Genomic DNA, 25,441 nt, shown 5'->3' with positions numbered 1-25,441 from the left:
CAGACGCCCCGCCCTTTCCTGATCGACTTCCCATGTCCGCGCCTGCCCTCCCCACGACCGCTTCGCCCAGCGCCTTCCGTTTCTCGCGCCCCAAGAAGCTGGCCTTCGCTGCCGTGCTGGCGGTATTCGCGGTCAGCTGGATCCAGCCGCTGTGGCCCACCGAGCAGGCGCTGCACAGCACGCTGACCGTGATCGGCCTGGGCGCCCTGCTGTGGGTCGACCGCCGGGGTGGCTGGCTGGGCAACGGTGCCTTCATCGCGATCTGCGGCTTCATCGCGCTGCACTGTGTGGCCGCCCGCTGGCTGTACTCGAACGTTCCCTACGACGCGTGGACGCAGGCGCTGATCGGCTGGTCGCCGAATGCGGCGTTCGGCTGGCAGCGCAATCATTTCGACCGCCTCATCCACTTCCTGTTCGGCGTCTGTTTCACGCCGGCACTGCTGCAGCTGGCACGTCACGCCTGGCCGGCGCTGCGCCGCGGCCAGGCCTTCGCCCTGGTGGTGATGACGGTGATGTGCGCCAGCCTGGTCTACGAGTGGTTCGAATGGGCCATCGCGCTCGCCCTGTCGCCGGACGCCGCCGAGGCCTACAACGGGCAGCAGGGCGACATGTGGGACGCCCATGCCGACATGCTGATGGCCACCGTGGGCAGCCTGCTGACCTGGCCGCTGATCCGCCGGAGTACCCCGCAATGACCGCGCCCACCCGCATTGCCGTGCTTGCCTCCGGCCGCGGCAGCAACCTGCAGGCCATCCTCGATGCCATCGCTGCGGGACGCCTGCGCGCCGAGGTCGTCGGCGTATTTTCCGACCGCCCGGCCGCCGCCGCGCTGCAGCGGGTCAGCGCCAACCTGCGCTGGGCGCATGCGCCGAAGGAATTCGACGACCGCGCCGCCTACGAGCAGGCACTGGGCGACGCACTGGCCGCGGTCGCACCGGACTGGATCGTCTGCGCCGGCTACATGCGCATACTCGGCGCCGCCTTCGTGCAGCGCTTCAATGGCCGCCTGGTCAACATCCACCCGTCACTGCTGCCGCTGCACAAGGGGCTGGACACGCATGCGCGGGCACTGGATGCAGGCGATGCCGAGCACGGTGCCAGCGTGCACCTGGTCGTACCCGAGCTGGACGCCGGCGCCGTGCTGGCCCAGGTGCGGGTACCGGTGCTGCCCGGCGATGACGCCGACACCCTGGCCGCGCGTGTGCTGGCGGTGGAGCATCCCCTGCTGATCGCCACGCTGCAGCTGCTGTGCGCCGGCCGCCTGACTGAACGGGAGGGCCAGCCGCAACTGGACGGTCACCCCCTGTTTAGCCCGCTGGCCCTAGATTCCGCCGGGAACCTGAACCGGTAACGCCCACGCACACGCCCCGCTGACTGCGGGGCTGGCATCCTGCCCACCTCCTGCGGCTCCTCTCTTCCATGAAGACCACGACCCTGCTGTCCACTTCACTGCTGCTGTCGCTTGTCGTGCTTCCCGGCGTGGGTTGGGGCCAGGCGCAGGCGCCTGCCGCCTCGCCGGCTCCGGCGCCGGTGCCAGCGGTGCAACCGCCGGCCGAAGCGGCGGCCCCGGCCCTGCCGGCCTTGGCGTGGGAACCGCCGCCGCTGCAGCCGTTCAGCGCCACCTACCAGGCCTTCTACAAAGGCAAGGAGGCCGGCGACGCCAGCATGCAGGTCACCCATACCGGCGGCAACCAGTGGCGGGTCGACATGCAGGTGGTCGGCCGCCGCGGCTTTGCCAGCGTGCTGGGCCTGAACATCGAGCAGAGCACGGTGTTCGAGGAGCGCGCCGGCGCCTATGCACCGCTGAGCCAGAGCACGGTGCGCAAGGGCCTGTTCCTGGGCAAGAAGGCGGTCGGCACGTACAACTGGCAGGCCGGTACCGCGCAGTGGACCGGCGACGTCGAGAAGAAGCGTGCGCAGCCGATTCCGCTGCAGCCGGGCGACCAGAGCGCCCTGCTGATCAACCTGGCGATCATGCGGGATGCCCGTCCGGGTGCCACCATGCACTACCGCTACGTGGACATGGGCAAGGTCCGCCAGCACGACTACCAGGCCGCGCCGCAGACCGAGAACGTCGAGGTCGGCGACCTGTCCTACAACGCGCTGCGGGTCTACCGGACCAACGGCGGCAACAACGAAACCATCCTCTGGATCGCCAACGGTGTCCCCACCCCGGTGCGCATCCTGCAACGCGAAGACGGCGAAGACCGCGTCGATCTGCGCCTGATCGAATACCAAGGAGTCTGAGCATGAGCACCCTGACCCGCCCCCTCACCTGGATCGCTGCAGCCGCGCTGTCGGTGGCCAGCCTGCCGGCCATGGCCCTGCAGCCGTTCAAGGCCGATTACCTGGCCAGCTACATGGGCATGCAGGCCAATGGCAGCATGACGCTGAGCAGCGAGGGTGCCAACAAGTGGCGCTACACGCTGCAGGTGAAGAACCAGCTGGCCGACCTGAGCCAGAGCACCGTGTTCGAAGAAGTGCGCGGCCAGCTGCGCCCGCTCAGCAGCCAGGACCGTTCGGCGCTGCTGGTGAAGAAGCGCAACGTGCAGGCCAACTACAACTGGACCAGCAACCAGGCCACCTGGACCGGCGACATCAAGCCGGACCGCGCTGGACCTATCGCACTGAAATCCGGTGACATGGACGCGCTGCTGATCAACCTGGCGATCGCCCGTGACCTCGCCGCCGGCAAGCCGCTGACCTATCGCATGGTCGACGAAGGCCGCATCAAGAACATGACCTACCGCGTGATCGGCAAGGAGTCGATCACCGTGGGCGGCAAGAGCTACGAAGCGACCAAGGTCTCGCGTGCCGACGGCAACAAGGAGCTGATCGCCTGGATCGTGCCGGAGTTCCCGGTGCCGGCGCGCATGCTGCAGCGGGAGAACGACCGCGATGCCCTGGACCTGACCATCAAGGCGATGAACTGAGTGCCGGGGTCGGATCCCATCCCCTCGGGGATGGGCTCTGACCCCGGTTGTGTGGCTGGGGTCGGAGCCCTTTCCGATGGAAAGGGATCCGACCCCGGGCCCCGCGAAAAGAAAACGCCCGCTTTCGCGGGCGTTTTTCTTACTTCTTTTCTTCGGCCGCCGCCGGCTTGAACTCGGTACGGCAGTCCACGCGGATCTGCTCGCCGGTGCTGCGCCAGACGAAGGTGCGGCAATGGCGGTTGCCGTCCTGGCTGTCATTCACCGCAACCGCATAGAACGACTCGATGATCTCGTCGCGCGAGACCGTGCCATCGCCATTCCAGTCCATGTCCTTCTGCTCGATGCCCTGGGTGATGGCGATGTTGGCGTACCAGGCGTAGCCCAGCCACGCCAGCACGATCAGCACCAGCGCCAGCAGCGCCTTGCGACGCGGGCTGAACTTGCCGCGCAGGATCATGGCACGCGCCGGATGGTGGCACCGAGCGAAGACAGCTTCTCTTCGATGTTCTCGTAGCCACGGTCAAGGTGGTAGATGCGGTCGATGGTGGTCTCGCCGCTGGCCATCAGGCCGGCCAGGATCAGCGAGGCCGAGGCACGCAGGTCGGTGGCCATCACCGGTGCGCCACTCAGGTGCTCGCTGCCCCGCACGATGGCGGTGTGGCCTTCGACCTGGATGTCCGCGCCCAGGCGCAGCAACTCGTTGACGTGCATGAAACGGTTTTCGAAGATCGTTTCGTTGATCACGCCGACGCCGTCGGCCACGCAGTTGAGCGCCATGAACTGCGCCTGCATGTCGGTCGGGAACGCCGGGTACGGCGCAGTGGTCAGGTTGACCGCCTTCGGCCGCTTGCCCTGCATGTCCAGGGTGATGGTGTCGTCGGTGGTCTCGATCTTCGCACCGGCTTCGACCAGCTTGGACAGCACCGCGTCCATGGTGTTCGGGCGCGCACGGTTGACCGTGACCTTGCCGCCGGTCATCGCCGCAGCCACCAGGAAGGTGCCGGTCTCGATGCGGTCGGGCAGCACTTCATGGCGGCCGCCGGACAGGCGCTCGACGCCTTCGATGACCAGGCGGGCAGTGCCCAGGCCTTCGATCTTCGCGCCCAGCGCGATCAGGCAATGCGCCAGATCGGTCACTTCCGGTTCCATCGCACAGTTGTCGAGGATGGTGGTGCCTTCGGCCAGTACCGCGCCCATCAGCACGTTCTCGGTGCCGGTAACGCTGACCATGTCGAAGGTGAAATGGCCGCCCTTCAGGCGCTTGGCCGTGGCCTTGATGAAGCCGTTCTCGACCACGATCTCGGCGCCCAGCGCCTGCAGGCCCTTGATGTGCTGGTCGACCGGACGCGAGCCGATCGCGCAGCCGCCGGGCAGCGACACTTCCGCCGCGCCGAAGCGGGCCAGCAGCGGGCCCAGCACCAGGATCGAGGCGCGCATGGTCTTGACCAGCTCGTACGGGGCGACATGCTGGTTGACCGGACGCGGGTCGACCACGATCGCACTGCCGCGCGACAGCGTGCCCTGGTCGATGGTGACCTTGGCACCCAGTTCACCCAGCAGCTTCACCGTGGTGACCACATCGTGCAGGTGCGGCACGTTGGTGATCTCCACCGGCGCATCGGCCAGCAGGGTCGCGCAGAGAATGGGGAGGACGGCGTTCTTGGCGCCGGAGATGCTCACTTCACCGTGCAGCGCAGCGCCGCCGGTCACAACGATCTTGGCCATGTATTCGGGATCTTCTGCGGTTCAGCCGGCTTCGGCCGGGGTCACGGTTTTCAGCGCCAGCGCGTGGATCGCGCCGCCCATCAGGTCGCCCAGGGTGGCATAGACCATCCGGTGGCGGGCCAGCGGCATCTTGCCGGCAAAGGCCTCGCAGACCACGGTCGCTTCGAAATGCACGCCATCGTCGCCCTGCACGTCGGCGCGGGCGCCGGGCAGGCCGGTTTCGATCAGGTTGCGGATGGTGTCGGCGTCCAACGGGCTTTCCTAATAAAATGTGCCTCCATTCTACTTCCGCTGCGTGGCGTCCGCATGGCCGAATCCCTGTTGCCCCCCCGTTCCGTCGACCCTGCCGGCCTGGTCGCCAGCGGCCGCCGCGTCTTCGAGATCGAGCGGCAGGCGCTGGATGCCGTGGCCGACCGCCTCGGCGAGGCCTTCCAGCAGGCTTGCCAGGCGATCCTGGCCAGCCGCGGCCGGGTGGTCGCCACCGGCATGGGCAAGTCCGGGCACATCGCCCGCAAGATCGCCGCTACGCTGGCCTCCACCGGCACTCCCGCGTTCTACGTGCATCCGGGCGAAGCCGGCCATGGTGACCTGGGCATGATCACCGAGGCCGACGTGGTGCTGGCCCTGTCCTATTCGGGCGAATCGGACGAAGTGCTGATGCTGCTGCCGGTGCTCAAGCGCCAGGGCAACGTGCTGATTTCCATGACCGGCCGCCCGCAGTCCAGCCTGGCCACCGCCGCCGATATCCACCTGGACGTCAGCGTGCCGGCCGAGGCCTGCCCGCTGGCGCTGGCGCCGACCTCCAGCACCACCGCCTCGCTGGCGATGGGCGATGCGCTGGCCGTGGCCCTGCTCGACGCACGCGGCTTCACCGCCGACGATTTCGCCCGCTCGCACCCGGCCGGCAGCCTCGGCCGCCGCCTGCTGCTGCATATCACCGACGTCATGCACACCGGGGAGGACCTGCCCAGCGTGGGGGCCGACGCCAGCCTCAGCGAGGCGCTGGTCGAAATGAGCCGCAAGCGGCTGGGCATGACCGCCGTGGTCGATGCCGACGGTGTGCTGATCGGCCTGTTCACCGACGGTGACCTGCGCCGGGCGCTGGACAGCGCGCTGGACGTGCGCACCGCGAAGATCGCCGATGTGATGACCCGCAACCCACGTACCATCGGCGCCGACCAGCTGGCGGTGGAGGCTGCCCGGCTGATGGAGACCCACAAGATCACGGGCCTGATCGTGGTTGACGACCAGGGCCGGGCGGTCGGTGCCCTGAACATTCATGACCTGTTGCGGGCCCGGGTGGTTTAACCGACAGTCCGTAGACCCCATTCAGTCTGTACCGTCCCAACCCGAATCCACCGAGCCTGCCACCCTGATGCCCTGGTCCCCCCTGCCCGCCTTCCCCGCCCACCTGCATGCCGCCGCGGCCCGCGTCCGCCTGGCCTGCTTCGACGTGGACGGCACCCTCACCGACGGTCGGCTGTACTACGACAAGGACGGCAACGAGAGCAAGGCGTACTTCGTGCAGGATGGCCTGGGCCTGAAACTGCTGCAGCAGCACGGCATCCACCCCGTGCTGATCACCGCGCGCAACAGCCAGTCCGCGCTCAGGCGCGGCGCCGACCTCGGCATCGATACCCAGATCGCCGTGGGCGACAAGCTGGCCAGCGTGCAGGCGCTGTGTGCGCAGCACGGCATCGGCCTGGAGCAGGTGGCCTTCATGGGCGACGACCTGCCTGACCTGGCACCGCTGGGCGCGGTCGGCCTGGCGGTGGCGCCGGCCAACGCCCACCCGTGGATCGCCGAGCGCGTGCATTGGCAGACCCGCGCCGATGGCGGACGTGGTGCAGCCCGTGAGCTGTGTGACATCCTGCTGGCCGCGCAGGGACATGTGGACGCGGTCCTGGCGAGGTTCGGCGCATGAACCTGCCGAGCCTGAACTGGCGCACCCTGCTCGGCATCGGCCTGCTGCTGGCGGCCCTGCTCAGCAGCTGGGCGGCCCTGCGCAACCGCGACAAGGGTCCGGCCACTGCCGGCCAAGATGTCGGCGTGGACTACGTCCTGCACGACTTCCAGGTCGTCGCCCTGGATGAGCACGGCAAGGAATCGACCACCCTGCGCGCACCGTTGCTGGAGCGCCAGCGTGGCGACCAGACCATCAACATCGCCACGCCGCTGTTCGAGATGCCGGACAAGGATGGCAAGCACTGGACCCTGCGTGCCGAGACCGGCTGGCTCAGCGCCAAGGGCGACCAGATGAAGCTGCGCGGCAATGTCGCCGGCGACAGCCCGGCCGATCCGGGCGTGGTGCCGACCACCTTCCGCACCGACCACCTGGACGTGTTCCCGAAGGAGAACCGTGCCCGCACCGATGCGCTGGTCACCATGACCCGCCCCGGCATGGAACAGTCCGGCGTTGGCTTCGAGGTGGATTCGAAGAACAACACGTATCATTTCCTCAGCCAGTCCAAGGGCCGTTACACGCCCCGACGCTGATTCCGCCGCCCTCCTGCGACGTCCCCGGACAGGCGCAAGGCAGGCAGCCCACCCATCCGCCCCCGGTTTCCCGGGCGGCCCCACCGGTAGAACGGACCCCGATGAAGATTCCCTTTGCAGCCGTACTCGCGCTCGGTCTCCTTGTTCCCAGCGCTGCCTTTGCCAAGTCCACCGACCGCAACGAGAACATGAACATCGACTCCGGCGCGCAGTCGGGCGTGCTCACCGGCGATGGCAAGACCGTGCTCTCGCAGGGCGTGACCGTCACCCAGGGCTCGCTGGACATCCGCTCGTCCGAAGCCGAGATCTACCTGAAGGACGGCGAGGCCGTGCGTGCGGTGTTCACCGGCAAGCAGGCCACGATGAAGCAGCAGCTCGACGATGGCACCTGGATGGACGCGGTGGCTGATCGCATCGACTACGACATCAAGACCGAGATCATCACCCTGACCGGCAACTACAAGGTCACCAGCGCGCGCGGCACCAATGCCGGCCAGCGCATGGTCTACAACACCCGTAGCGGCGAAATGAATTCCGGTGGCGATGGCAGCCGCGTGCGCACCGTCATTCCGCCGAAGAACAAGAACGCGGCGGCACAGCCGGCGGCCACGCCCAAGGCGGCGGCGCCGGCCAGCACGTCGGCCAAGCCGGCCGGGAGCAAGAAGTAATGCTCGTCGCCAAGGGCCTGCGCAAGCGCTACAAGCAGCGCGAAGTCGTGAAGGACTTCGGGCTGACCCTCGACGCCGGTGAAGTGGTGGGCCTGCTCGGCCCCAACGGTGCCGGCAAGACCACCTGCTTCTACATGATCGTCGGCCTGGTCGCCGCCGATGCCGGCAGCATCGTGCTCGACGGCAAGGACATCACCAGCGATCCGATGTACACCCGTGCCAAGCAGGGCGTGGGCTACCTGCCGCAGGAGCCGTCGGTGTTCCGCAAGCTGACGGTGGCCGACAACCTCCGCCTGGTACTGGAGCTTCGCGAAGACCTGGATTCGGCCGGCCGCGAACGCGAATTGAACAGCCTGCTCGACGAACTGCAGCTGGGCCATGTGGCCGACCAGCTCGGCGCCAGTCTGTCCGGTGGCGAACGTCGTCGCTGCGAGATCGCCCGCGCACTGGCCGCGCAGCCGCGCCTGATCCTGCTCGACGAACCGTTTGCCGGTGTCGACCCGATCTCGGTGGGTGAAATCCAGCGCATCGTCACCCATCTCAAGCAGCGTGGCATCGGCGTGCTGATCACCGACCACAACGTGCGCGAGACCTTGGGAATCTGCGACCGCGCGTATATCCTCGCCGAGGGCACCGTGCTGGCCCAGGGCTCGCCGGAGGCGATCCTGGACAACGCCGACGTACGTCGCGTCTACCTTGGGGATTCCTTCAAGCTGTGACCGCAGGCGCCGGGTCCCTTTCCTTCCGTTCGGCACAGGCATGAAGACTCGGCTGCAGACATCGTTGGGACAACAGCTGGTGCTCACGCCCCAGCTGCAGCAGGCGATCAAGCTGCTGCAGATGTCCACGACCGAGCTGGAGCTTGAAATCGCCCAGGCCGTGGAGAGCAATCCGCTGCTGGACTGGGCCGACAGCAACGACAGCAGTGCCGCCAATGAGGCCAGCGACAGCACCGATGCCGACGCGCCCGCCGAACGCACCGACAACGGCGACGACTGGGCGCCGGCCGAACTCGACTGGAGTGCCGCCGGCAGTGGTGGCAGCTTCGACGATGACGATGACACCGGCAGTGCCGCCGAGCGCGTGGCGGAAACCGAGACGCTGGCCGACCACCTGCTGTGGCAGCTGCACCTGTCGCATCTTTCCACGCATGACCGCAGCATCGGCGCTGCACTGATCGATGCGCTGGACGACGATGGTTACCTGCGCGAACCGCTGGCCACCATCGCCGAAACCCTGCTGCCGGCGGTCCATGCCGGTGAGGATGAAATCCTCGCGGTGCTGCATCGCATCCAGCGTTTCGACCCGGTCGGCGTTGCCGCGCGCACGCTCGGCGAGTGCCTGCAGCTGCAGCTGGACGTGTTGCCTGCCGACACGCCGGGGCTGGCGCTGGCGCGACAGATTGCCGCAGGCCCGCTGGAACGGCTGCCGCGCAGTGGCGTCTCCGGGCTGGCGCATGAACTGAAACAGCCGCTGGACGAGGTCGAGACGGCGGTCGCGCTGCTGCGCTCGCTGGACCCGCGTCCGGGCACGCAGATCGCGCCGCTGTCGCAGGACACCTATGTGGTGCCCGACGTGGTGGTGTGGCGGCAGAACGGCATCTGGCGCGCAGCGCTGGCGGCCCATGCCGGGCCGAAGGTGGTGATCCACCGTGGCTACGAACAGCTGATCCGCCGCTGTGGCGAGGCCGACGCCGGCTACCTGCGCGGCCAGCTGCAGGAGGCGCGCTGGCTGCTGAAGGGCCTGCAGCAGCGCGGCGAAACCCTGCTGCGGGTGGTGCGCAGCCTGATCCTGCAACAGGCCGGCTTCCTCGAATTCGGCGAGCAGGCGCTGCGCCCGCTGACCCTGCGCGAGATCGCCGCCGAGCTGGGCCTGCACGAATCCACGGTGTCGCGCGCGATCGCCCGCAAGCACGTGCGCACGCCGCGCGGCACCCTGCCGCTGCGCGCCTTCTTCGCCTCGGGTATCGATACCGAAGGCGGTGGCGAGGCGTCCAGCACGGCCATCCAGGCGATGATCCGCCGCCTGATCGACGACGAGAACCCGCGCAAGCCGCTTTCTGACGCCAAGCTGGCTGACCTGCTCAAATCGTCGGGAATTCCAGTAGCGCGACGCACCGTGGCGAAGTATCGTGAAGCCATGAACATTTCCGCCTCGCACGAAAGGGTCAGAATCGCTTGACGCGCCGCCGCGCCCGGCGGAGAGGTTCATTGGCACATCCGAACACAGGAGAAACCCGATGCGCATCGAAACGTTTGGCAAAGACGTCGAAGTCACCCCGGCCCTGCAGTCCTATGTAGAGGAGAAGCTGGCCCGGATCGGAAAACACTTCGACCAGCACTGCGAAGCGCGGGTGACCCTCAAGCTGCAGAAGACCGAACACCACGTCGACGCCAGCCTCAACATTCCGGGGCAGACCCTGCACGCCGAGGCCGGCGGCCAGACCATGTATGCCGCGATCGACCTGCTCGCGGACAAGCTTGACCGCCTGGTCATCAAGCACAAGGAGAAAAAACAGCAGCACGCACCGCTGCCGGTGGGCGACAATGGTGGCTGATCGCCACCGTTCCCCGCAGACATGCCCCTGACTGACCTCCTGGCGGCCGTGCAGACCCAGCTCTGCACGGCCACCGACCGTGACAGCGTCCTGCAGGCCGCCGCCGGGTTGCTGGCCTGCCGCCAGGCCAACGCCGAACAGATCTATCTGAACCTGTGCCAGCGCGAAGCCCTGGGCAGCACCGCGATCGGCCACGGCATCGCCATCCCCCACGGCCGCGCGCCGACCCTGGACCGCCCCCGTGGCGCCCTGCTGCGACTGGCGACCCCGGTCGATTTCGGCGGCGACGAACCGGTGGACCTGGTGTTCGCGATGGCCGTCCCCGCCCACTACACCCACCAGCACCTGATGCTGCTGTCCGAGCTGGCCGAGCTGTTTTCCGCACCGGACATCCGCCAGGCCCTGCGCGAAGCCGGCGATGCCCGGGCGCTGCGCGAGGCGCTGGACATGACCCCACCTGCGAGTGCCGCATGAATACCAGCATCACCGCCCGTGAACTGTTCGAACAGCAGCGCGAGCGGCTGGGGCTGCGCTGGGCCGCTGGCAAATCCGGTGAGAAACGCGAGCTGGAGGCCGGCAACACGGTCTCGCGGCGTCCGTCACTGGCCGGCTACCTCAATGCGATCTATCCCAACAAGGTGCAGATCCTGGGCACCGAGGAACTGTCCTGGCTGGACGCGCTGGAACCCCGCCAGCGTTGGGAGACCATCGAGAAGATCATGCAGTCGCATCCGCTGGCGCTGGTGCTGACCCGCAACCAGGCGTGCCCGGAAGACCTGCGCGCGGCCGCCGATGAATCCGGTACACCACTGTGGCTGTCGCCCAAGCGCGGCCACGAACTGCTCAACCACCTGTCCTACCACCTGGCGCGCACGCTGGCGCCGCGGGTGATCCTGCATGGCGTGTTCATGGAGATCTATTCCATCGGCGTGCTGATCACCGGTGAGGCCGGGTCGGGCAAGAGCGAGCTGGCGCTGGAGCTGCTAAGCCGCGGCCATCGCCTGGTGGCCGACGATGCGCCCGAATTCACCCAGATCGCCCCGGACGTGCTCGACGGCACCTGCCCCGAACTGCTGCAGGACCTGCTGGAAGTGCGCGGCCTGGGCGTGCTGAATGTGCGCGAGATGTTCGGCGACACGGCTGTAAAGAAGAACAAGTACCTTCGGCTGATCGTCCACCTGACCAAGCCGATGACCGAACCCACCCCGCATGGCTACGAGCGCCTGACCGGCGACTCGGGCACCCGCCATGTGCTGGACCTCGACGTTCCGCTGATCACCCTGCCGGTGATGCCCGGCCGCAACCTGGCCGTGCTGACCGAAGCCGCCACCCGCCTGCACATCCTGCGCACCAAGGGCATTGATCCGGCAGCGATGTTCATCGCCCGCCACAGCAATCTGCTGGAACGGCGAACACCCTGATTCCCCTGCCCCTCGAAGAGCCTGTCCATGAGCACCGCCACCCCCTCCGCCCCGACCCTGATCATCGTCAGCGGCCTGTCCGGCTCGGGTAAATCCGTCGCCCTGAAGACCTTCGAGGATCAGGACTACTACTGCTCGGACAACCTGCCGATCCACCTGCTGCCGGACTTCGTGCGCAGCCTGCTGGCCAACCACGACGGCAGCGCGCCGCGCCTGCTGGCGGTGGGCATCGACGTGCGCGGCCAGGCCGACCTGAGCCAGCTGGGCGACTGGCGGCAGCTGGCCACCGACGCCGGCGTGGAAGTGAAGGTGCTGTTCTTCGAGGCCAGCGACGAAACGGTGCTCAAGCGCTATGCCGACACCCGCCGCCGCCATCCGCTGAGCCAGCTGGGCCTGTCATTGCCCGAGGCGATCGCCCGCGAGCGCGAGCTGACCGCGCCATTGCGCCGCGAGGCCGATGCGGTGATCGATACCAGCAACCTCAACGTGCACCAACTGCGGCGGCGGATCATCACCGAGTTCGCGATGGACCATGCCACCGGCCTGTCGCTGCTGTTCGAATCATTCGCCTACAAGCGCGGTGTACCCGCCGAGGCGGACTTCGTGTTCGATGCGCGGGTGCTGCCCAATCCACACTGGGATCCGGACCTGCGTGCGCTCAGCGGCCGCGAACCGGGTGTACGCGACTACCTGGAAGCGCAACCGGACGTGCAGCGCTACCTGGCCCAGCTGATGGACTTCCTCGATACCTGGCTGCCGAAACTGGGTGATGGCACCCGCAGCTATGTGACCGTGGCGTTCGGCTGCACCGGCGGCAAGCACCGCTCGGTGTTCCTGGCCGAGCGCATGGCCCGGCATGCCCGCGAGATGGGCTGGCAGGACGTGGCGACGTACCACCGCGAACAGGATTGAGGGTGGCCGGGCTGCGCCCGGCACCCGCCGGTAGTGCCGGCCGCTGGCCGGCAACAGCAACAGCAACAGCAACAGCAACAGCAAAAGCGGCATCCCGTGGGATGGCGGGGCGGTGGGTAGGCAGGACACGCCGTGAACCCCCCTCCGGGGTCCGGCCCAGCCGCTGGCGGCTGGGCGTTCGGGCGCTTGCGAAGCAGTGCTTCGCAAGCAAAGCGCCCTCACCCATGGGGGCTCGATGGCGCCAACGGTCCTGCCTACCCACACCGCCCCGCCTCTGACAGATTCCGTGCGCTGTTGGTAGGTGTCGACCTTGGTCGACACGATGGATCGATGGATCCACACCATGCCTGGATGAATCGCTGCCAGGCATCGAAAAACGCATGGGGTCGGATCCCTTTTCCAGGGGAAAAGGGCTCTGACCCCGATAACGCTGAATACGGGACACAGTGCCCCTCATCTGCTGCTATCGCCGATTCACCTTGACCTGTTAACGTGCAGTAATGACCTGTGGCATTCTCCTCGTAACACATCCCGGGGTCGGGACCGCCCTGCTTGACGTGGCGACCCGGCTCCTGCGGCAATTGCCGCTGAAAACCGAAGCTTTCGAAGTACCGTTCGACGCAGACATGGACGCCCTGCTCCCGCTCGCCTCGGCCGCCCTGCGGCGGGTCGACAGTGGTGAGGGCGTGCTGATCCTGACCGACCTGTACGGCGCCAGCCCCGCCAACCTTGCAGGGCAGCTGGCCCGGCTGGGAACCCCGGTTCGCCGGGTGTCGGCGCTGAGCCTGCCGATGTTGCTGCGGGTGATGAATTATCCGGAACAGGGACTGGATCAACTGCCCGCCACAGCCGCGGCGGGTACCCGTAATGGAGCGATAGTCGACGATGCTTGAACGAGAACTCACCGTCAGCAACCGCCTGGGCCTGCATGCCCGGGCCACCGCCAAGCTGGTGCAGACCCTGGCGCCGTTCCGCTGCAACGTGACCATGGCCGCCAAGGGCCGTGAGATCAACGCCAAGAGCATCATGGGCGTGATGCTGCTGGCCGCCGGCCAGGGCACTCCGGTCACCGTGCGCATCAACGGCGAAGATGAAGCCGCCGCGATGGAGGCGGTGGTGGGCCTGTTCGAACGCCGCTTCGACGAGGACAGCTGAGCGTGCCACGCGCACGCGCCGGCCAGCTCCCTTCCGGCCAACGGCCGGTACAGCTGTTGGCCGCCCATGGCGCGGCGCGCGGAACGGCGATGGGCCGGGCGCGCGTGCGGCTGCCGCATGCACTGGAAGTGGCCGAGCAACGCGTGGCCGCCCACCAGGTCGAGGCCGAACTGGCCCGCCTGCACCGTGCGCTGGATGCCGCGCGTACGGAAATGCACGAACTGCGTCAGCGCCTGCATGGCGCACTGAACCAGGAAGTGGGCGAGTTCCTCGACCTGCACGCGTTGCTGCTGGACGACCCCGAGCTGCTGTATGGCCTGGACGAACTGATCCGCAGCGGCCCGTACAGTGCCGGCTACGCGCTGCGCCTGCAGCGTGACCGCCTGGCCAAGGTCTTCGATGGCATGGACGATGCCTACCTGAAGAGCCGCATGGACGATCTCGACCATGTGATCGGCCGCATCCACGCCTTCCTGCAACCCGAACGCCCGCCGGTGATGAAGGGCCTGGCCGGCGAGATCCTGGTCTGCGACAACATCGCCCCATCCGAACTGGCGCAGCTGCAGGCGCAGGGCGTGGTCGGCATCGTCACCGCCGCCGGCAGCGCGCTGTCGCACAGCGCGATCCTGGCGCGCAGCCTGCACCTGCCCCTGATCGTCAATGTGCCGCAACTGCTCAGCCGCGTCGCCGACGGCGACGTGCTGATCATCGACGGTGCCGACGGCAGCATCACCGTCAACCCGCTGGCCGACAACCTGCGTGACTACCGCGCACGCCTGAAGGAACACGCGCGCGAGCAGCGCGAGCTTGGCCGCCTGCGCAGCAAGCCCAGCCGTACCCGCGACCAGGTCGACATTGCCTTGCTGGCCAATGCCGAATCGCTGGAGGACGTCACCCAGGCGCATGCGCTGGGCGCGCAGGGGCTGGGCCTGTACCGCACCGAATTCCTGTTCCTGCAGCGCAACGAGCTGCCGGACGAAGAAGAACAGTTCCAGACCTACCGTGATGCCGCACTGGGCATGAGCGGCCGGCCGGTGACCATCCGCACGCTCGACCTGGGTGCGGACAAGGCTGATCGTACCGGCCTGACCCTGAGCAACGAAGAGAACCCGGCACTGGGCCTGCGCGGCGTGCGCCTGTCGCTGGCACGGCCCAAGGTGGCCGACACCCAGCTGCGCGCGATCCTGCGCGCCTCGGCCTACGGCAAGCTGCGCGTGCTGGTGCCGATGGTCAGCACCCGCGAGGAACTGCTGGCGGTGCGCCGGCGCATGCTCAAGCTGAGCGAACAGCTGCGCAGCGAAGGCCATATGGTGTCCGAGCACGTGCCGCTGGGCGCGATGATCGAAGTCCCGGCGGCGGCATTGGCGCTGGAGAGTTTCATCGATCTGGTCGATTTCCTGTCGATCGGCACCAACGACCTGGTGCAGTACCTGCTGGCCGCCGACCGCAACAACGAGGCGCTGGGTGAGTTGTATTCACCGTTGCACCCGGCGGTGCTGCGGCTGTTGCAGATGGTGATCGAGACCGGCGCACGCCACCGCATTCCGGTGGCGGTCTGCGGCGAGATGGCCGGTGATGCGCGGATGACCCCGTTGCTGCTGGCGCTGGGCCTGAGCGAGTTCAGCCTGCATCCCGGTACGTTGCTGGAGGTGCGCCGTGCCATCCGCGAAGCCGATCTGGGTGCGCTGCGCGCCCGTGCCCCGAAGCTGCTGGCCGCGCGCGACCGCCGCGCCATCGAACGCTGGCTGGCGCTGGTGGCCGATACGCCCTGAGCGCCCTGCTGATTCGCCGGGCATGCACGTGCGGGGTCAGATCCCTTTTCCTGTGGAAAAGGGATCTGACCCCGTCTCGAAGGCAAAGAGGTTGCCGGCCAGCGGCCGGCACTACCGCCACCCGGCGGCTATGCGCTGAAACATCCCCTTGCGATAATGACGCGCTGAACACCCCTGTTGCCGCATCCTTGCCGGGATCGCGGCTTTTCTTATCCCGCGGGAGCTGCGATGGCTGAAGCTGTACGCCACGACAAGACTGCGCGCCAACTGCGGATGTTGTCCGATGCACTGGACAGCGGCCGGCTGGGCCCGGTACGTCGGCTGGTCAACACCCTGGCCCCGGCCGAGATCGGCAACCTGCTTGAATCGCTGCCGCCGGGCAAGCGCGAGGTGGTGTGGGGCCTGGTTGATCCGGAAGATGACGGCGAGGTGCTGGTCCACGTCGGCGAAGACGTGCGCGAGAGCCTGCTCGCGGACATGGACCCGGACGAGATCATCGCCGCGGTCGAAGACCTGGACATCGACGACCTGGCCGACCTGGTCGAAGACCTGCCCGATACGGTCATCGACGAGGTCCTCAAGTCGATGGACCGCGAGAACCGCGAGCGCCTGGAGCAGGTGCTGTCCTATCCCGAGGACAGCGCCGGCCGCCTGATGAACCCGGACGTGGTGACCGTGCGCGCCGACGTCAATGTCGACGTGGTGCTGCGCTACCTGCGCCTGCGCGGCGAACTGCCGGACCATACCGATCACCTGTTCGTGGTCAGCCGGCGCCATCAGTACCTCGGCCGGGTGTCGCTGGCGGCACTGGTGACCCACGAGGACACCACCCCGATCAACCGCCTGATCGACGACGAGCAGCCGGCCATTGACGTCGGCGAGAGCGACCAGGAGGTCGCCCGCCAGTTCTCCGACCATGACTGGATCTCCGCGCCGGTGGTGGACGACAACAACATCCTGATCGGCCGCATCACCATCGATGACGTGGTCGACATCATCCGTGGCCAGGCCGAGCACCAGGCACTGGGCGCCGCCGGCCTGGACGAGGACGAAGACCTGTTCAGCCCGGTCTGGCGCGCCATGCGCCGGCGCTTGATGTGGCTGTCGGTGAACCTGTGCACCGCCTTCCTGGCCTCCAGCGTGGTCGGCCACTTCGAAGGCACGATCGACAAGCTGGTGGCGCTGGCCGTGCTGATGCCGATCGTGGCGGGCCTGGGCGGCAATGCCGGTACCCAGGTGCTGGCGCTGATGGTGCGCGGCCTGGCACTGGGCCAGGTGGGCGCGTCCAACGCGCGCACGCTGCTGTGGAAGGAGGTGCGGGTCGCCTTGTTGAACGGCGTGATGCTGGGTTCCGTGCTGGGGCTGATCGTGCTGGCCTGGTTCCACTCGCCCGGGCTGTCGGCGGTGATCGCCATCGCGCTGACCTGCAACCTGCTGTTCGCCGCACTGGCCGGCGTGCTGGTGCCACTGACCCTGAAACGCTTCGGCTTCGACCCGGCGCTGGCCAGCGGCATCTTCCTGACCGCCGTGACCGACTCGATGGGCTTCTTCACCTTCCTCGGCCTTGCCACGCTGGTGCTGCTGCACTGAACCCTGCAGGGTCCGATCCCCGCCGCGCGGAGTTCCGACCCACGCCAAAACCCAGGGTCGGATCTCCCGCTGCGCGGGGCTCTGACCCGTTTCCAACTGGACACCCATGGCCACCACGATCGAAAACTATTTCCAGCCCAGCTGGCGCGACCAGCAGCACACCTGCCCGGCCTGCGAATGGAAGGGCAGCTCGCGTGCCATGGAGATGGAGCTGGACGAGGACGCCACCGAGTACGCCTGCCCGGTCTGCGAGAACCCGCTGCTGGTGGTGCTGCATCCGGACATCGCGCAGGTGCAGGCGGCCGCCGCCGAGGGCAATGCCGAAGCGCAGGAGCAGCTGGACATCATTGCCAGTTTCCCGCGACCGGAGTGACGCGCCGCACGATGCCGCGTTGACCTGCGGCGGGCTAGGATGCAGCTGACCCTGCCGCCCCGGGAAATCCCATGGTCCGATCGATGTCGCGCTGGCTGCCGCTGCTGGCCTTTCTGATGATGAGCGGTTGCACTTCGCTGCCGGACAGCGCGCGCGGCCGCTTCGAGGGCCGCGCAGTGAAGGTGGACGGCGAGACCGCCTACTACCAGGTGTTCATTCCGGCCGGCGTTCAGGCCACCGCTCCCACCAGACTCCCGGTCATCCTGTTCCTGCACGGCTCCGGCGAGCGTGGCGGCGACGGTGTCAAGCAGACCCATGCGGGGCTGGGGCCGCACCTGCGCAGGCACGCGGCCGACTTCCCCGCATTGGCCGTATTCCCCCAGGTGCCGGGCCACCAGGAATGGAGCGGGCGCAACAACCGCGTTGCGCTGGCCGCCCTGGACGCCACCATCGCCGAGTTCGGTGCCGATCCCTCACGGCAGTACCTGACCGGGATGTCGATGGGCGGCTATGGGAGCTGGAACATCGCGCTGGATGACCCCGGGCGCTTCGCCGCGATCGTGCCCGTGTGCGGCGCGGTGCTGGCGCCACGCGCGGTGCGCCCGACCCTGTTCGTCGAGCAGGTCGCCCAGGAAACCGATCCGTATGCGGCCATCGCCCAGCGCCTGAGAGGCACGCCGATCTGGATCTTCCACGGTGCGCTGGATGATGTGGTGCCACCGGACGACGATCGCAGACTGCACGCCGCATTCCGGAGCGCCGCTGCACGCGACGTGCGCTACACCGAGTACCCGGAAGGCAACCACAACGCCTGGGACGCCACCTATGCCGACCCGGCGATGTGGGCATGGCTGTTCGCGCAGAAGCGCTGAGCCGCAGCTTCAGTAGTTGCCAACCTTGGTTGGCATTGACTGCCCTGGTAGTTGCCAACCTTGGTTGGCACTGACTGCCCTGGTAGTTGCCAACCTTGGTTGGCACTGGCCTACCTGAAACCAACCCATTCCCCGATGTTCACTGGAAGCAGGCCCGTCCATGCTTGCTCCATGCAGAACACACGTCTCCTGCTCGGTCGTCGCTCCAGCATCGGCCTCAGCTATATCCTCACCACCGTCGTCCATGACCGCGCGCCGCTCTTCACCAACGCCGCAGCGGCCGCCTTGGCAGTCCGCGAATTCCAGCGACTGGATCAGGAAGGCTTCACCCGCTCGATTGCGTACGTGGTCATGCCCGACCACATCCACTGGCTGGTCGAACTACGTGCGGGAACGCTGGAAACCGTCATGAAGCGTTTCAAGTCGCGCACAGCCCAGCAGGCAAACCGGTTGCTGGGGCGAGTCGGGCGCTTCTGGCAGGCCTGCTATCACGATCATGCGATCCGCTCTGACGAATCGTTGCACCGGCATGCGATGTACCTGATGGGAAATCCGATCAGGGCCGGGCTGGCGACGCGGCTTGGGCAATATCCCCATGCATGGTGCGAATGGGAGCTTGGGGCTTCGTGTGATCCGCTCGACAACTTGGGCGCGGATGGATAGTGCCAACCAAGGTTGGCATCTACCAGAGCGGTGCGCGGACAAGCCGCGCGGCAAGTGTGTCAACCAAGGTTGACACCTACCAGAGCGGGTGGTCAGCCCAGCAGGGTTTCCAGCACGGCCATGCGCACGGCGACGCCGTTGGCGACCTGGCGCAGCACCCACGACTGCGGGCCGTCGGCCACGTCGTCGGTCACTTCCACGCCGCGGTTGATCGGGCCCGGGTGCAGCACCGCGGCGTCCTTGCCGGCGCGCGCCAGGCGCTCGCGGGTCAGGCCGTACTGGGCGTGGTACTGCTCCAGCGACGGCACCAGGCCTTCTTCCATTCGCTCGCGCTGCAGGCGCAGCATCATCAGCGCGTCGACGCCTTCCAGCATCGCGTCGAAATCATCGCCGACCACGCAGCCCTTCAGGGTCTCATCGTCCGGCAGCAGCGACTGCGGGCCGCACACGCGGATCTCACCCACGCCCAGCGTGCGCAGCGCATGCAGGTCGGTGCGGGCCACGCGCGAGTGCTTCACGTCGCCGACGATCACCACTTTCATCTTCGAGAAATCCGGGCCCTTGGCCTGGCGCAGGGTCAGCATGTCCAGCAGGCCCTGGGTCGGGTGCGCGCTGCGGCCGTCACCGGCGTTGATCAGTGCGGTGCCCTCGCCCGCCGCTTCTGCCAGTGCGGCTACCGCGCCATCCTCCGGGTGGCGCACCACGAAGCCGCGCACGCCCATCGCTTCCAGGTTGCGCAGCGTATCGCAGGCGGTTTCGCCCTTGCGGGTGGACGAGGTCGAGGCATCGAAGTTGAGCACATCGGCGCCCAGGCGCTGCGCGGCCAGCTGGAATGAGCTGCGGGTGCGCGTGGACGGCTCGAAGAACAGCGTGCACACCGCCGAACCGGCCAGCACGTGGCGCTTGTTGCCGACGCGGCCGACTGCGGCATCGCGGATCTGACCTGCCCGGTCAAGCAGCTGCAGCAGGGTCCCGCGCGGCAGGCCCTCCAAGGTCAGCAGGTGGCGCAGGCGTCCGGAGGCATCGATTTGCTGGGCGGTCATGGCGGTGTCGGGCAGTCAGGGAATGGGGGTGGCGTCGTCGGGGGACGACAGCCAGCGGTCGATGATCACCGCCGCGGCCACGGCATCGAGGGCGGCCGCATCACGGCGGCGCTTGCGCCCTTCGGCGCGCTCGACGGCGAAGCGGCGGGCGGCCTCGACCGAGCTGGAACGCTCGTCGATCATCACCACCGGCAGTTTGAAACGTTCCCGCAGCTGGCGGGCGAAGCCCTGCGCGCGCTTGCGGTTGGGTTGGTCCTGGCCGTCCAGGGTCAGCGGGTCGCCGACCACCAGGCCGTCGGGCTTCCATTCCTTGAGCAGGCGTTCGATCGCGGTCCAGTCCGGGCCATTGCCGTGCACATCGACCACCGCCACCGCGCGCGCATGCGCAGCGAAGGCACTGCCGATGGCCACGCCGATCCGCCGCGAGCCGACGTCGAAACCCAGAACGGTGCCGTCACGGCGGATCGCCGGGACAGCAGGAGCCGGTACGGGCGTGGCCGGCTCAGACATGGCCGCTGTAGTCGGTCAGCCGGAACAGGTCCACGCCGATGCGCGAGGCCGCACCCTGCCAGCGCTGCTCCAGTGGCAGCTGGAACACCAGCTCGGCATCGGCCGGCACGGTCAGCCAGCTGTTCTCGGACAGCTCGCTTTCCAGCTGCCCTGCGCCCCAACCGGCACACCCGAGGGTGACCACGGCATTGGCCGGGCCTTCGCCACGCGCCATCGCTTCAAGGATGTCGCGCGAAGTGGTCAGGTACAGGCCGTCACCCACGATCAGGCTGGAATCCCACGCCCGCGCGTCGTCATGGATGACGAAGCCGCGCTCGGGATGCACCGGGCCGCCGTTGAGCACCATGCGCGCCTGCAGGTCGCCGTCACCGGTGGTGATGTCCATCTGGGCAAGCACTTCACCCAGCGTGTACTCGGAAGGCTGGTTGACCAGCACGCCCATCGCCCCGTTCTCGTCGTGCTGGCAGATCAGCGCGACGCTGCGGGCAAAGGTCGCGTCGAGCAGCGACGGCAGCGCGACGAGGAGGTGATCGGCGAGGGAGGTCGGCGTTACAGGCATGGTCCCATTCTACCTGCTGGGGGCGGGATGGTCGCGCAAAGGCGGCGAACCGCGATGGGCTAGGATGGTGCTTTGCCATGGAAGGTCATCGATGCAGTCTTCATCGCCCCTGACCCTGCCGGCACGCGGCGCCATCGTCCTGATTGCCCTGCTGCAGGGTCTGATGCTGTATGCCGCGCAGGAACTGTCCGATGCGTGGCCGTTCCGCGATATCGGCTGGCGCTACTGCTGGTACGCCTGGGTGCTGGCCATTCCCAGCGCGGTGGCGCTGAGCCTGGTGGAGCTGGGCCAGCGCCGCCTGTGGCTGCAGGCCGTGCTCGGCTCGACGGTGGTGCTGGCGCTGGCCGCCTGGATCGGCTGGAACCTCAATGGCGAGACCGCACTGGAATCGGGCGCGTTGCAGCTTCCGTTGACCCTGGGCATGGCCGTTGCGGTGTTCGTGGTCCTGCCCTGGTGGCAGTTCCAGCTGCAGCACGGGCACTGGCGTGCCAGTTACCCCGAGCTGTTCGAGCGCGCCTGGCAGAATGGTCTGACCCTGGCTCTGGCGGCACTGTTCACCGGGCTGACCTGGCTGCTGTTGTGGCTGTGGTCGGCGCTGTTCCAGCTGCTCGACGTGACCGTCTTCCGCGACCTGTTCCGGCAGGATGCGTTCATCGCACTGGCCACCGGCAGCCTGGCCGGGTTCGGCGTACTGATCGGGCGCACCCAGCACCGCGCCATCCAGATCACCCGCCAGGTGCTGTTCGCGATCTGCCGTGGGCTGTTGCCGCTGCTCTCGTTCATCGCCGTATTGTTCGTGCTGAGCCTGCCGTTTACCGGGCTGGAACCGTTGTGGAAGACCCGCTCGGCCGCCGGCCTGCTGCTGGTGCTGTCACTGCTGCTGGTGACGTTCACCAACGCGGTCTACCAGCAGGGGGAAGACAGCGCCCCCTACCCGCTGCTGCTGCGCCGGCTGGTTGAAGCCAGCCTGCTGGCGCTGCCGGTCTACGCCGCACTGGCGCTGTACGCACTGGGGCTGCGCGTGGTGCAGTACGGCTGGACCCTGGACCGGTTCTGGGCGGTACTCGTCGCAGTGGCCGTGGCCGGCTATGCCGTGGGCTACGCGCTGGCGGTGCTGCGCCGGCAGCGCCGCTGGTTGCAGATGCTGGAGCCGGTCAACCGCTGGATGTGCTGGGCGGTGCTGGCACTGGCGTTGCTGGGCAATTCGCCGCTGCTGGACCCGGTGCGGCTTGCCCTGTCCAGCCAGCTGGCGCGCCTGCGTGCCGACCCGCCCGCGATCACCAGCAGTGACGTCAACGTGCTGCGCTTCGATCTTGGCCACCGCGGCGTGCGGGCGCTGCGCGAACTGCAGCGTGATCCAGCCATCACCGCCGATGCCAACGCGCCACAGGTGATCGCTGCCGCGCTGGCACGTACCTCGCGCTGGGATGACGGCCAGCGCCTCGACAAGGGGCCGCAGGACGTCGTCGCCCTGCAGCGCGCGTTGAAGCTGGCCAAGGGATCCAGCTCGCCACCGGACGACTGGTGGCAGGCACTGGCCACGCGCGCGATCGATGGCGAATCCTGCGCCCAGAGCGAGCGCGACTGCCTGATCGTGCATCGCGATCTGGATGGCGACGGGAACACCGACGTGCTGCTGTGCGAGCTGTACACCATCCGTGGGCCGGACTGCGTGCTGTACGCACGTGGCAGGGATACCCACTGGCGCCGGGCCGGTTCGCTGTTCGGCACCGCCAGCGGCCAGGCCGAGGCGATCAACCAGGCGCTGCGTGATGGCAAACTCACTCTTGAACCGCCGCGCTGGCCGATGCTGTCCATTGGTGGGCGCCCCGGAGTGGCCATCGATCCCGAACCCGAATCCAGCGAGTCTTCCCCATGAGCGGCTACTGCCTCTTCGCCCCGGGCCATCCGGTGCACGACTACTACCACGCCAATGAATACGGCTACCCGCAGCGTGACGAGCGCGAGCTGTTCGAGCGGCTGGTGCTGGAAATCAACCAGGCCGGGCTGAGCTGGGAAACGATCCTGAAAAAGCGCGAGGGCTTCCGCGCGGCCTATGACGGCTTCGATGTCGACCGCGTGGCGGCCTATGCCGAGCAGGACATCGAGCGCCTGCTATCGGACGCGGGCATCATCCGCAACCGGCTGAAGGTACTGGCCGCCATCCACAACGCGCAGGTGATCCAGCAGCTGCGGGCCAGTCATGGCAGCTTCGCGGCGTGGCTGGATGCGCATCACCCGCGCAGCAAGGCCGACTGGGTGAAGCTGTTCAAGAAGACCTTCCGCTTCACCGGTGGCGAGATCACCGGCGAGTTCCTGATGAGCCTGGGCTACCTGCCCGGCGCGCACGCCGAGGATTGCCCGGTGCATGCGCGGCTGCTGAAGCTGTCGCCGCCGTGGTTGCAAGCCGCCGCCCGCTGAGGGATCTCCGCGCGTGGGTGCCGGTAGTGCCGGCCGCTGGCCGGCAACCCCGTTGAACGGTCACACGCCCATGTAACGGCCGGGGCGGTGGTTGAACATCAGCACCAGGCTGAGCACCACCGCGCCGATGGCCGAGTACAGCACCTTCGATGGCGACAGCACGAAAAACGCGGCTACCATCAGGCAGGCGTCGTAGGACATCTGCACCTTGCCGGCGCTCCAGCCTCGGGTGCGCTGCAGGTACACCGCCAGGATGCCGATGCCGCCAAGGCTGGCGCGGTGGCGGATAAAGAACAGGATGCCCAGGCCTGACAGCGCACCACCGACGATCGCCGAATACAGCGGGTTGATGTGCGAGAAGTCGATCCAGCGCGGCAGCAGGTCGGTCAGCACGCCACAGGCGGTGACCGCAGCGAAGGTCTTCAGGGTGAATTCCCAGCCCATGCGCCGCAGCGCCACCCAGTAGAACGGCAGGTTGACCAGCACGAACACCAGGCCGAAGTTCCAGCCCATCGCGTAGTGCAGCAGGAAGGCCATGCCCGCCATGCCGCCGATCATCAGCCCGCCCTTGGCGAAGATGGCCAAGCCCAGCGAGGCCACCATCGTGGCCAGCACCATGCCCTGCACGTCCTCGGCGATCGAGTGACGCAGCGCTTTTTCGTCGGCGGTGGTGCCAGCACTGTCGGGCGGCGGGGTCAGCGGACCGGCGGTGACCAGGTGGCCGTCAGCGTCGTCGCACGGCGCGGGGCCATGGGAAGGAAGGGACATGCGGGTGGGGAACAGCGGGTGGGGAGCGGTATTAGACACGATCTGCATGACAGTTGCAGATGAAATCGTTCAGTCAGATTCGCCCATTCAGGTTATCCCGGGACCGCTACAGGCAGCACGGCCAGCATGTCCTCTCCGTCGTCGTCCATCCCGGTCTCGACGAACCCGAAGCTGCCGTAGAAGGCGCCGGCCACCGGATTGCGCGGGTTGTAGCAGATCTCGATCTCGGCCAGACCGGGCGTGGCCCGGATCTGCGCCAGCGCGAGTTCCAGCGCGCGTCGACCGATGCCACGGCCCTGCCAGTGTTGATCGACCATGAAGCGCCAGATCGACATCCGCTGCGGCGTCTCCGGCACCCACATGAAGAACCCGACCAGCTCGCCATCGGCCTGGATGGCGCGGGTCTGGTAGCCGGGATGAAACGCCGCCTGCACCAGCGACCAGGTATTGCTGGCCACGAAGCCCTGCTGCGCATCGCTGACGTCGAGGTCGCACACCGCTTCGTAGTTGTCGGGGGTGATCGCTTCCAGCGTGACCTGCATGCGGGCGTCCTGCCTGGGGATGGACGCCCAGTCTGCCCGCCCCAGCATCCGGTGGAGCAAGGCCGCCGACAACCGTTCAGCGCGGGGTTGCCTGCTCAGCCCTTGCCGGCCAGATGGTGAGCCACCAGTGCGTTGGCATGGCCATGGCCCAAGCCATGTTCACTCTTCAGGAAGCTGACCAGTTCCATGTGTTTCAGGCCCTTCTTCCCGGCCAGCAACCCGAACCAGTGCGCCACCGGCTGCCCGTAGGTCTTCTCGATGGAGGGGAAATACGAGGCCGGGCCTTTCGGCTTGGTGTCAGTGCTCATGTGCAGCTCCCGTTGAAGTCATTCATTCGACGAACCACAGACGCAGAAATCGACACACCCAAACGTCCGACCCCGCCTCGCCCGACAGGCCGCAGCCAACTGTCGAAGGCGGGGTGGGTCCGGTTGAGGGGGTGTAAGCGGCATGGATGCCGC

The 25,441-nt window shown here is 67.6% G+C and carries 32 protein-coding genes; 23 read left to right on the top strand and 9 right to left on the bottom strand.

What is annotated here, in order from left to right; translation table 11 throughout:
• Window positions 1-32 precede the first annotated feature (32 nt).
• The 4 genes from AC5QAB_RS19135 to AC5QAB_RS19120 all read left to right on the top strand — a co-directional run bounded on the left by AC5QAB_RS19135 (window position 33) and on the right by AC5QAB_RS19120 (window position 2,933).
• Window positions 33-695 (top strand): DUF2238 domain-containing protein, encoded by a 663-nt coding sequence (locus AC5QAB_RS19135; protein WP_069117523.1) that lies wholly within the window; start codon window positions 33-35, stop codon window positions 693-695.
• Window positions 692-1,351: a phosphoribosylglycinamide formyltransferase gene (purN, locus tag AC5QAB_RS19130; RefSeq protein ID WP_049441056.1), complete on the top strand. Its 660-nt coding sequence runs from the start codon at window positions 692-694 to the stop codon at window positions 1,349-1,351. Before AC5QAB_RS19135 ends, purN begins: the two co-directional genes overlap by 4 nt.
• A 68-nt stretch (window positions 1,352-1,419) precedes the next feature.
• The gene (locus tag AC5QAB_RS19125) at window positions 1,420-2,247 is read left to right on the top strand and encodes a DUF3108 domain-containing protein (RefSeq protein WP_049405384.1); all 828 of its coding nucleotides are present in this window, start codon (window positions 1,420-1,422) and stop codon (window positions 2,245-2,247) included.
• Window positions 2,248-2,249: 2 nt separating this feature from the next.
• Window positions 2,250-2,933 (top strand): DUF3108 domain-containing protein, encoded by a 684-nt coding sequence (locus AC5QAB_RS19120; protein WP_014036249.1) that lies wholly within the window; start codon window positions 2,250-2,252, stop codon window positions 2,931-2,933.
• Between the two features lie 139 nt (window positions 2,934-3,072).
• Here the strand turns inward: AC5QAB_RS19120 and AC5QAB_RS19115 are convergent, their stop codons facing one another.
• The 3 genes from AC5QAB_RS19115 to AC5QAB_RS19105 are packed head-to-tail and all read right to left on the bottom strand — an operon-like array spanning window position 3,073 to window position 4,910.
• Entirely contained in the window at window positions 3,073-3,390 is a 318-nt protein-coding gene (locus tag AC5QAB_RS19115; protein WP_032957609.1) for a hypothetical protein, read from the bottom strand.
• A complete protein-coding gene (gene murA, locus AC5QAB_RS19110) occupies window positions 3,387-4,658 on the bottom strand; it encodes a UDP-N-acetylglucosamine 1-carboxyvinyltransferase (protein ID WP_014646237.1) in 1,272 nt (423 codons plus the stop codon). The genes AC5QAB_RS19115 and murA overlap by 4 nt, the downstream gene beginning before the upstream one ends.
• A gap of 21 nt (window positions 4,659-4,679) precedes the next feature.
• Complete coding sequence (locus AC5QAB_RS19105) at window positions 4,680-4,910, bottom strand: BolA family protein (protein WP_005408396.1); 231 nt, start codon at window positions 4,908-4,910, stop codon at window positions 4,680-4,682.
• Between the two features lie 54 nt (window positions 4,911-4,964).
• Here AC5QAB_RS19105 and AC5QAB_RS19100 point away from each other — a divergent pair, with 54 nt between their 5' ends.
• The 17 genes from AC5QAB_RS19100 to AC5QAB_RS19020 all read left to right on the top strand — a co-directional run bounded on the left by AC5QAB_RS19100 (window position 4,965) and on the right by AC5QAB_RS19020 (window position 19,137).
• The gene (locus tag AC5QAB_RS19100; protein ID WP_014646236.1) at window positions 4,965-5,966 is read left to right on the top strand and encodes a KpsF/GutQ family sugar-phosphate isomerase; all 1,002 of its coding nucleotides are present in this window, start codon (window positions 4,965-4,967) and stop codon (window positions 5,964-5,966) included.
• 67 nt (window positions 5,967-6,033) lie between these two features.
• Complete coding sequence (locus AC5QAB_RS19095) at window positions 6,034-6,582, top strand: KdsC family phosphatase (protein ID WP_014036245.1); 549 nt, start codon at window positions 6,034-6,036, stop codon at window positions 6,580-6,582.
• Window positions 6,579-7,154 (top strand): LPS export ABC transporter periplasmic protein LptC, encoded by a 576-nt coding sequence (lptC, locus tag AC5QAB_RS19090; RefSeq protein ID WP_014646235.1) that lies wholly within the window; start codon window positions 6,579-6,581, stop codon window positions 7,152-7,154. Before AC5QAB_RS19095 ends, lptC begins: the two co-directional genes overlap by 4 nt.
• A gap of 101 nt (window positions 7,155-7,255) precedes the next feature.
• Window positions 7,256-7,822, top strand: a complete 567-nt coding sequence (lptA, locus tag AC5QAB_RS19085; RefSeq protein ID WP_032959333.1) for a lipopolysaccharide transport periplasmic protein LptA — start codon at window positions 7,256-7,258, stop codon at window positions 7,820-7,822.
• Window positions 7,822-8,541 carry an LPS export ABC transporter ATP-binding protein gene (gene lptB / locus AC5QAB_RS19080; protein WP_005415558.1) on the top strand — a complete coding sequence of 240 codons (720 nt, stop codon included), beginning with the start codon at window positions 7,822-7,824 and terminating at the stop codon, window positions 8,539-8,541. Before lptA ends, lptB begins: the two co-directional genes overlap by 1 nt.
• A gap of 40 nt (window positions 8,542-8,581) precedes the next feature.
• On the top strand, window positions 8,582-10,003 hold the full coding sequence (locus AC5QAB_RS19075) for an RNA polymerase factor sigma-54 (RefSeq protein WP_014646233.1): 1,422 nt from the start codon (window positions 8,582-8,584) through the stop codon (window positions 10,001-10,003).
• 58 nt (window positions 10,004-10,061) lie between these two features.
• On the top strand, window positions 10,062-10,379 hold the full coding sequence (hpf, locus tag AC5QAB_RS19070) for a ribosome hibernation-promoting factor, HPF/YfiA family (RefSeq protein ID WP_005415556.1): 318 nt from the start codon (window positions 10,062-10,064) through the stop codon (window positions 10,377-10,379).
• 21 nt (window positions 10,380-10,400) lie between these two features.
• A complete protein-coding gene (locus AC5QAB_RS19065) occupies window positions 10,401-10,853 on the top strand; it encodes a PTS sugar transporter subunit IIA (protein ID WP_032130191.1) in 453 nt (150 codons plus the stop codon).
• Window positions 10,850-11,800, top strand: coding sequence for an HPr(Ser) kinase/phosphatase (gene hprK, locus AC5QAB_RS19060; RefSeq protein WP_005408388.1), 951 nt, complete (start codon window positions 10,850-10,852; stop codon window positions 11,798-11,800). The genes AC5QAB_RS19065 and hprK overlap by 4 nt, the downstream gene beginning before the upstream one ends.
• Window positions 11,801-11,827: 27 nt before the next feature.
• Window positions 11,828-12,712 carry an RNase adapter RapZ gene (rapZ, locus tag AC5QAB_RS19055; RefSeq protein WP_495233569.1) on the top strand — a complete coding sequence of 295 codons (885 nt, stop codon included), beginning with the start codon at window positions 11,828-11,830 and terminating at the stop codon, window positions 12,710-12,712.
• A 500-nt stretch (window positions 12,713-13,212) separates the two neighbouring features.
• Window positions 13,213-13,605: a PTS sugar transporter subunit IIA gene (locus AC5QAB_RS19050; protein ID WP_032958481.1), complete on the top strand. Its 393-nt coding sequence runs from the start codon at window positions 13,213-13,215 to the stop codon at window positions 13,603-13,605.
• Complete coding sequence (locus AC5QAB_RS19045; protein ID WP_005408385.1) at window positions 13,598-13,867, top strand: HPr family phosphocarrier protein; 270 nt, start codon at window positions 13,598-13,600, stop codon at window positions 13,865-13,867. Before AC5QAB_RS19050 ends, AC5QAB_RS19045 begins: the two co-directional genes overlap by 8 nt.
• 2 nt (window positions 13,868-13,869) lie before the next feature.
• Window positions 13,870-15,639, top strand: a complete 1,770-nt coding sequence (gene ptsP, locus AC5QAB_RS19040; protein WP_495233568.1) for a phosphoenolpyruvate--protein phosphotransferase — start codon at window positions 13,870-13,872, stop codon at window positions 15,637-15,639.
• A 228-nt stretch (window positions 15,640-15,867) separates the two neighbouring features.
• Window positions 15,868-17,229 (top strand): magnesium transporter, encoded by a 1,362-nt coding sequence (gene mgtE / locus AC5QAB_RS19035; RefSeq protein WP_008266103.1) that lies wholly within the window; start codon window positions 15,868-15,870, stop codon window positions 17,227-17,229.
• Window positions 17,230-17,335: 106 nt separating this feature from the next.
• Complete coding sequence (locus AC5QAB_RS19030; protein WP_495233567.1) at window positions 17,336-17,602, top strand: hypothetical protein; 267 nt, start codon at window positions 17,336-17,338, stop codon at window positions 17,600-17,602.
• 71 nt (window positions 17,603-17,673) lie between these two features.
• Window positions 17,674-18,474, top strand: a complete 801-nt coding sequence (locus tag AC5QAB_RS19025; RefSeq protein WP_180835094.1) for a carboxylesterase family protein — start codon at window positions 17,674-17,676, stop codon at window positions 18,472-18,474.
• Window positions 18,475-18,645: 171 nt separating this feature from the next.
• On the top strand, window positions 18,646-19,137 hold the full coding sequence (locus AC5QAB_RS19020) for an REP-associated tyrosine transposase (protein ID WP_069117530.1): 492 nt from the start codon (window positions 18,646-18,648) through the stop codon (window positions 19,135-19,137).
• Window positions 19,138-19,229: 92 nt separating this feature from the next.
• Here AC5QAB_RS19020 and AC5QAB_RS19015 read toward each other — a convergent pair whose 3' ends face one another.
• The 3 genes from AC5QAB_RS19015 to AC5QAB_RS19005 are packed head-to-tail and all read right to left on the bottom strand — an operon-like array spanning window position 19,230 to window position 21,249.
• Window positions 19,230-20,180: an aspartate carbamoyltransferase catalytic subunit gene (locus AC5QAB_RS19015; RefSeq protein ID WP_014646226.1), complete on the bottom strand. Its 951-nt coding sequence runs from the start codon at window positions 20,178-20,180 to the stop codon at window positions 19,230-19,232.
• 15 nt (window positions 20,181-20,195) lie between these two features.
• Window positions 20,196-20,690 (bottom strand): Holliday junction resolvase RuvX, encoded by a 495-nt coding sequence (gene ruvX, locus AC5QAB_RS19010; protein WP_046429259.1) that lies wholly within the window; start codon window positions 20,688-20,690, stop codon window positions 20,196-20,198.
• Entirely contained in the window at window positions 20,683-21,249 is a 567-nt protein-coding gene (locus AC5QAB_RS19005) for a YqgE/AlgH family protein (RefSeq protein ID WP_014646224.1), read from the bottom strand. The genes ruvX and AC5QAB_RS19005 overlap by 8 nt, the downstream gene beginning before the upstream one ends.
• Before the next feature lie 91 nt (window positions 21,250-21,340).
• On the opposite strand from AC5QAB_RS19005, the gene AC5QAB_RS19000 reads away from it, so the two are divergent.
• Window positions 21,341-23,128: a DUF4153 domain-containing protein gene (locus AC5QAB_RS19000; protein ID WP_495233566.1), complete on the top strand. Its 1,788-nt coding sequence runs from the start codon at window positions 21,341-21,343 to the stop codon at window positions 23,126-23,128.
• The gene (locus AC5QAB_RS18995) at window positions 23,125-23,670 is read left to right on the top strand and encodes a DNA-3-methyladenine glycosylase I (RefSeq protein WP_495233565.1); all 546 of its coding nucleotides are present in this window, start codon (window positions 23,125-23,127) and stop codon (window positions 23,668-23,670) included. The genes AC5QAB_RS19000 and AC5QAB_RS18995 overlap by 4 nt, the downstream gene beginning before the upstream one ends.
• A gap of 60 nt (window positions 23,671-23,730) precedes the next feature.
• On the opposite strand, the gene AC5QAB_RS18990 is transcribed toward AC5QAB_RS18995, so the two are convergent.
• The 3 genes from AC5QAB_RS18990 to AC5QAB_RS18980 form a co-directional block, all read right to left on the bottom strand.
• The gene (locus AC5QAB_RS18990; RefSeq protein ID WP_014036228.1) at window positions 23,731-24,438 is read right to left on the bottom strand and encodes a YitT family protein; all 708 of its coding nucleotides are present in this window, start codon (window positions 24,436-24,438) and stop codon (window positions 23,731-23,733) included.
• 92 nt (window positions 24,439-24,530) lie between these two features.
• Window positions 24,531-24,980, bottom strand: a complete 450-nt coding sequence (locus AC5QAB_RS18985) for a GNAT family N-acetyltransferase (protein ID WP_032958497.1) — start codon at window positions 24,978-24,980, stop codon at window positions 24,531-24,533.
• 95 nt (window positions 24,981-25,075) lie between these two features.
• A complete protein-coding gene (locus tag AC5QAB_RS18980; RefSeq protein ID WP_014646220.1) occupies window positions 25,076-25,288 on the bottom strand; it encodes a DUF4287 domain-containing protein in 213 nt (70 codons plus the stop codon).
• Between the last annotated feature and the right edge of the window lie 153 nt (window positions 25,289-25,441).

The organism is Stenotrophomonas sp. YJH_SMC_127 (assembly GCF_059372445.1).
Note: the sequence above shows the minus strand (reverse complement) of the source record. Positions and strands in the feature narration are given on the sequence as shown.

Excerpts from the sequence above, each read along its gene's own strand:
- AC5QAB_RS19135 (WP_069117523.1), top strand. The coding sequence starts at position 33 with ATGTCCGCGCCTGCCCTCCCCACGACCGCTTCGCCCAGCGCCTTCCGT.
- purN (WP_049441056.1), top strand. The coding sequence starts at position 692 with ATGACCGCGCCCACCCGCATTGCCGTGCTTGCCTCCGGCCGCGGCAGC.
- AC5QAB_RS19125 (WP_049405384.1), top strand. The coding sequence starts at position 1,420 with ATGAAGACCACGACCCTGCTGTCCACTTCACTGCTGCTGTCGCTTGTC.
- AC5QAB_RS19120 (WP_014036249.1), top strand. The coding sequence starts at position 2,250 with ATGAGCACCCTGACCCGCCCCCTCACCTGGATCGCTGCAGCCGCGCTG.
- AC5QAB_RS19115 (WP_032957609.1), bottom strand. The coding sequence starts at position 3,390 with ATGATCCTGCGCGGCAAGTTCAGCCCGCGTCGCAAGGCGCTGCTGGCG.
- murA (WP_014646237.1), bottom strand. The coding sequence starts at position 4,658 with ATGGCCAAGATCGTTGTGACCGGCGGCGCTGCGCTGCACGGTGAAGTG.
- AC5QAB_RS19100 (WP_014646236.1), top strand. The coding sequence starts at position 4,965 with ATGGCCGAATCCCTGTTGCCCCCCCGTTCCGTCGACCCTGCCGGCCTG.
- AC5QAB_RS19095 (WP_014036245.1), top strand. The coding sequence starts at position 6,034 with ATGCCCTGGTCCCCCCTGCCCGCCTTCCCCGCCCACCTGCATGCCGCC.
- lptC (WP_014646235.1), top strand. The coding sequence starts at position 6,579 with ATGAACCTGCCGAGCCTGAACTGGCGCACCCTGCTCGGCATCGGCCTG.
- lptA (WP_032959333.1), top strand. The coding sequence starts at position 7,256 with ATGAAGATTCCCTTTGCAGCCGTACTCGCGCTCGGTCTCCTTGTTCCC.
- lptB (WP_005415558.1), top strand. The coding sequence starts at position 7,822 with ATGCTCGTCGCCAAGGGCCTGCGCAAGCGCTACAAGCAGCGCGAAGTC.
- AC5QAB_RS19075 (WP_014646233.1), top strand. The coding sequence starts at position 8,582 with ATGAAGACTCGGCTGCAGACATCGTTGGGACAACAGCTGGTGCTCACG.
- hpf (WP_005415556.1), top strand. The coding sequence starts at position 10,062 with ATGCGCATCGAAACGTTTGGCAAAGACGTCGAAGTCACCCCGGCCCTG.
- AC5QAB_RS19065 (WP_032130191.1), top strand. The coding sequence starts at position 10,401 with ATGCCCCTGACTGACCTCCTGGCGGCCGTGCAGACCCAGCTCTGCACG.
- hprK (WP_005408388.1), top strand. The coding sequence starts at position 10,850 with ATGAATACCAGCATCACCGCCCGTGAACTGTTCGAACAGCAGCGCGAG.
- rapZ (WP_495233569.1), top strand. The coding sequence starts at position 11,828 with ATGAGCACCGCCACCCCCTCCGCCCCGACCCTGATCATCGTCAGCGGC.
- AC5QAB_RS19050 (WP_032958481.1), top strand. The coding sequence starts at position 13,213 with ATGACCTGTGGCATTCTCCTCGTAACACATCCCGGGGTCGGGACCGCC.
- AC5QAB_RS19045 (WP_005408385.1), top strand. The coding sequence starts at position 13,598 with ATGCTTGAACGAGAACTCACCGTCAGCAACCGCCTGGGCCTGCATGCC.
- mgtE (WP_008266103.1), top strand. The coding sequence starts at position 15,868 with ATGGCTGAAGCTGTACGCCACGACAAGACTGCGCGCCAACTGCGGATG.
- AC5QAB_RS19030 (WP_495233567.1), top strand. The coding sequence starts at position 17,336 with ATGGCCACCACGATCGAAAACTATTTCCAGCCCAGCTGGCGCGACCAG.
- AC5QAB_RS19025 (WP_180835094.1), top strand. The coding sequence starts at position 17,674 with ATGGTCCGATCGATGTCGCGCTGGCTGCCGCTGCTGGCCTTTCTGATG.
- AC5QAB_RS19020 (WP_069117530.1), top strand. The coding sequence starts at position 18,646 with ATGCAGAACACACGTCTCCTGCTCGGTCGTCGCTCCAGCATCGGCCTC.
- AC5QAB_RS19015 (WP_014646226.1), bottom strand. The coding sequence starts at position 20,180 with ATGACCGCCCAGCAAATCGATGCCTCCGGACGCCTGCGCCACCTGCTG.
- ruvX (WP_046429259.1), bottom strand. The coding sequence starts at position 20,690 with ATGTCTGAGCCGGCCACGCCCGTACCGGCTCCTGCTGTCCCGGCGATC.
- AC5QAB_RS19005 (WP_014646224.1), bottom strand. The coding sequence starts at position 21,249 with ATGCCTGTAACGCCGACCTCCCTCGCCGATCACCTCCTCGTCGCGCTG.
- AC5QAB_RS19000 (WP_495233566.1), top strand. The coding sequence starts at position 21,341 with ATGCAGTCTTCATCGCCCCTGACCCTGCCGGCACGCGGCGCCATCGTC.
- AC5QAB_RS18995 (WP_495233565.1), top strand. The coding sequence starts at position 23,125 with ATGAGCGGCTACTGCCTCTTCGCCCCGGGCCATCCGGTGCACGACTAC.
- AC5QAB_RS18990 (WP_014036228.1), bottom strand. The coding sequence starts at position 24,438 with ATGTCCCTTCCTTCCCATGGCCCCGCGCCGTGCGACGACGCTGACGGC.
- AC5QAB_RS18985 (WP_032958497.1), bottom strand. The coding sequence starts at position 24,980 with ATGCAGGTCACGCTGGAAGCGATCACCCCCGACAACTACGAAGCGGTG.
- AC5QAB_RS18980 (WP_014646220.1), bottom strand. The coding sequence starts at position 25,288 with ATGAGCACTGACACCAAGCCGAAAGGCCCGGCCTCGTATTTCCCCTCC.